This window comes from uncultured Salinicola sp., assembly GCF_937921195.1.
GTDB lineage: Bacteria > Pseudomonadota > Gammaproteobacteria > Pseudomonadales > Halomonadaceae > Salinicola.
Window position 1 is genome coordinate 1 of the sequence record NZ_CALFQK010000114.1, and the last position, 3,447, is coordinate 3,447.

The 3,447-nt window shown below is 66.6% G+C and carries 3 protein-coding genes and 1 pseudogene; all 4 read right to left on the reverse strand.

Annotation, left to right across the window (positions count from 1 at the left end; genetic code table 11):
• A pseudogene (locus Q0602_RS12950) lies at positions 1-377 on the reverse strand (enolase); the annotation flags it as partial.
• A 191-nt stretch (positions 378-568) separates the two neighbouring features.
• Positions 569-1,609 carry a LacI family DNA-binding transcriptional regulator gene (locus tag Q0602_RS12955; protein WP_298843928.1) on the reverse strand — a complete coding sequence of 347 codons (1,041 nt, stop codon included), beginning with the start codon at positions 1,607-1,609 and terminating at the stop codon, positions 569-571.
• 90 nt (positions 1,610-1,699) lie between these two features.
• Positions 1,700-2,170: a phosphohistidine phosphatase SixA gene (gene sixA, locus Q0602_RS12960; RefSeq protein WP_298843930.1), complete on the reverse strand. Its 471-nt coding sequence runs from the start codon at positions 2,168-2,170 to the stop codon at positions 1,700-1,702.
• Positions 2,170-3,249 carry an NAD(P)H-dependent glycerol-3-phosphate dehydrogenase gene (locus Q0602_RS12965; RefSeq protein ID WP_298843932.1) on the reverse strand — a complete coding sequence of 360 codons (1,080 nt, stop codon included), beginning with the start codon at positions 3,247-3,249 and terminating at the stop codon, positions 2,170-2,172. Before Q0602_RS12965 ends, sixA begins: the two co-directional genes overlap by 1 nt.
• Positions 3,250-3,447: the final 198 nt, after the last annotated feature.

Genomic DNA, 3,447 nt, shown 5'->3' on the forward strand with positions numbered 1-3,447 from the left:
CCGGCGCGCCTGGCCTTGAGGTCCCACAGCCCGACATCGATGGCGGCGATCGCCTGCGTCGAGAGTCCGCTACGCCCGACCGACGCACCGGCCCAGACCAGTTTCTGCCACAGCTTGCCGATGTCGTTGGGGTCCTCGCCCAGGATGGCCGGGGCGATCTCCTTGGCGTGGGCAAACTGTCCAGCCCCACCCGCGCGCTTGGAGTAGCTGAAGCCGATCCCCTGATGGCCGTCGCGGGTTTCGATCTCGGCGAACAGAAAAGAGACCTCGGTCATGGGCTTCTGACGGCCGGTCAGTACCTTGGCATCACTGATGGGTGTCGCCAGTGGCAACAGCACATGCGAAAAACGGACCCAGCGGATCGCATCGCTAGACATTCGGCTTCCTCGTTGTCGTGGCTGAGAGGCTCTGCTCCCGGAGGCTCGACGCCATGGATGATTGCGCTATCACCCAAGCAACCAAGCTGTGGACGAGGAAATGTTAGCGCAATCAATTTGTATGACAAAGCGTCACGAGGGTGGTTTCGACCAAAGGATGAAAGGAGACCGCCTGGCGGATTCGGGAGCGATCAGGTGGTGTCGCGATCGACGATCTCAAAGCCGACGTCCAGAGTGCGGGCCGCACGCTCGAATGTCGGCTGGGCCATTCGCTGGAGCAGATGCTCGGCGGCACGCAGGCCGATGGCGGCGCCGTCGATGCGCACGGTGCTCAGCGCCGGGAAGCTGGCAGCCGCATAGCTGCTGTCGCCAAATCCCATGATCGCCAGTTGCCCGGGTACCGACAAGCCCCGACTCTGCGCCTCCGCCAGCACCCCCAGGGCGAGGATATCCGAGCTGCAGACGATCGCATCGAGCGAATGGCCGTCGAGCAGCTCGGCGCCCTTGTCCCGCCCCCAGGGCATGCTCGAGGGCGTGCCGACCTCGCGTAGCTGGTATTCGCCCTCGCCCGCATCCTCGAGCCCGGCAACGAATCCGGCAACTCGAAACCTGGCTCGGGAATCGTCCGCGCTGATGAGGCCGAACCGGCGGTAGCCACGTGCCAGCAGATGCTCGGCCACGGCGCGCCCCACCGCGTCATGGGAAAACCCGACCAGCATGTCCAGCGGATCGTCGCTCATGTCCCAGATCTCCACCAGCGGCACGCTGGCCGACTGGAGTCGCTGACGCGTCAGCGTCGAGTGGCGACAACCGGTCAGCACGATGCCGTCGGGGCGACGGCTCAGCACGGTCTCGAGAATCGTCTCCTCCTGCTCCGGTGTATAGCCGGTCAGGCCCAGCAGCACCTGATACCCCTGCGGGGCCAGCACGCCCATCACCGTCTGCACCACCTCGGCGAACAGCGAGTGCGCCACCGTCGGCACCAGCAGCGCCACCAGCCGGCTTCGACTCGACGCCAGTGCGCCCGCGACCCGATTGGGCACATAACCGGTTTCCAGCACCGCTCGCTGAACCCGCAGGCGCGTGGTCTCGCTGACCAGTTCGGGCCGATTGAGGGCCCGCGACACCGTCATCGGCGCGACACCAGCGACACGAGCCACGTCGGTCAGCCGTGCGCTACCGGTAGAGCGCGAGGAGCGCGGTCTGGTGCTGCTATCGTCCATGGCTGTCATGACTCGTTCGGCGGCCTATCGACTCGGTGGGTAGCGCAAGCATGTCTCGACCGCGGACACTGGCGGGAGCCCCCGGCCGTCATCCGCTCCTCAAGCATATGGTGGCCCGACGAAGGCCTTCAAGCTGGCGCAGCCCGCCGCCCATACCTCGGCCTCGAGCAGCGCGGCCCCGGCGGTGGGGAAAGCGATGCCGGCGCCAGGAGAACCATCGACCAGCCGCCCGGCCAACGCGCCGACCAGCGGCATATGGCTGACGATGATCAAAGGTCGGGAGACGTCGAGTGCCGTCAATCGCTCGACCAGCGCATCGACGTCGTCATCCGGCGTTATCGTGTCGACGGTCACCAGTTCGCAACGCGTCGCGTCGACCACGGCCTGCGCCGTCTGCTGCGCGCGACGGTACGGGCTGGCCCAGACCACCGCCCCCTGCAGCTCCGGGCGCGCGGCCAACCACCGACCGGCAGCGTGCGCCTCGCGCTCCCCGCGCTGGGTCAACCGGCGCTCGGAGTCGGGGTTCCCGGGCCCCGCCTCGCCATGCCTGACCACCGCCAGCCAACCCATCACTCGTTGTCCGGCGCGAGGTCGTGAGCACGGGAGACCGCCTCTCGCGACAGCATGAACTCGACGTCGCTGCTCTGCTCGCTCTCCATCAGCGCCTTGGCCATGTCCTTGGCCGGGATGCCACCGAACATGACCTGATAGAGCCCCTGGGCCAGCGGCATGTAGATCTCCTCCTGGCGGGCTTTCTCGCAGACCAGCTTGACCGTGTTGACGCCCTCCGCCACCTGGCCGAGCACCTCGATGGCGGAGTCGAGATCGTGCCCCTGCCCCAGGGCGTAGCCGACGCGATAGTTGCGCGAGAGCTCGGACGAACAGGTCACGATCAGGTCGCCGACGCCGGAGAGCCCAAGGAAGGTCATCGGATTGGCCCCCAGCGCGACCGCGAAGCGGCTCATCTCCGCCAGCGCGCGGGTCATCAACATGCTGCGGGTGTTCTCGCCCATGCCCAGCGCCGCCGCCATGCCCGCGGCGATGGCGTAGATGTTCTTGAGCGAGCCACCGAGCTCCGCGCCATAGCGATCGTTGCCCGCGTAGACGCGGAAGTAACTGCACCCCAGCGCCGCCTGGACGTAGGCCCGCGTGACCGGATCGTCGCTGGCGATCACGGTCGCCGTGAGATGCTTCTGGGCGATCTCGGCGGCCAGGTTGGGGCCGGACAGCGCCCCGATATGCGAGGAGCCGGTCTCCTCCTCGATCACCTGGCTCATCAGCTTGAAGCCATCGGCCTCAATCCCCTTGGTGGTACTGACCAGAATCTGCTCCGGACGCAGGTACGGACGCACCTGCTGAAGCACCTTGCGGAAAGCCTTGGAGGGGATCGCGATGAACACCACGGCGGCCTTGGCGACGGTCTCGGCAAGGTCGGTGGAGGCCACCACCGCCGGGTTGATCGGGTAGTCGGGCAGGTAGCGGCCGTTGCGGTGTTCGCGGTTGATCTGCTCGACCAGGGCCTCGTCGCGTAGCCATTGGTGAACCTCGGCGCCGTTGTCGGCGGCGATACTGGCGATGGCGGTACCGAAGCTGCCACCGCCGAGCACCGCGACCTGCATGCGCTGTTCTGCCCCGTGCTTGTCTGACATGGTCGTTCCATTGACGATGAGCGATACCGACAGTGTAACGAAAAAACGCCCCGAAAACGGGGCGTTGCTCCTACCAAGTCAACGATGTCGGCGGCACGCCGCGGTCACTGGTCGATCATCCCCACCAGCGAGTCGATGCTGGCCCGGGCGTCGCCGTAGAGCATCCGCGTGTTGTCCTTGAAGAACAGCGGATTCTCG

What these genes read in the sequence shown, in the direction of transcription:
- Q0602_RS12955 (WP_298843928.1), bottom strand. Translation starts at nt 1,609, where the DNA reads ATGACAGCCATGGACGATAGCAGCACCAGACCGCGCTCCTCGCGCTCT.
- sixA (WP_298843930.1), bottom strand. Translation starts at nt 2,170, where the DNA reads ATGGGTTGGCTGGCGGTGGTCAGGCATGGCGAGGCGGGGCCCGGGAAC.
- Q0602_RS12965 (WP_298843932.1), bottom strand. Translation starts at nt 3,249, where the DNA reads ATGTCAGACAAGCACGGGGCAGAACAGCGCATGCAGGTCGCGGTGCTC.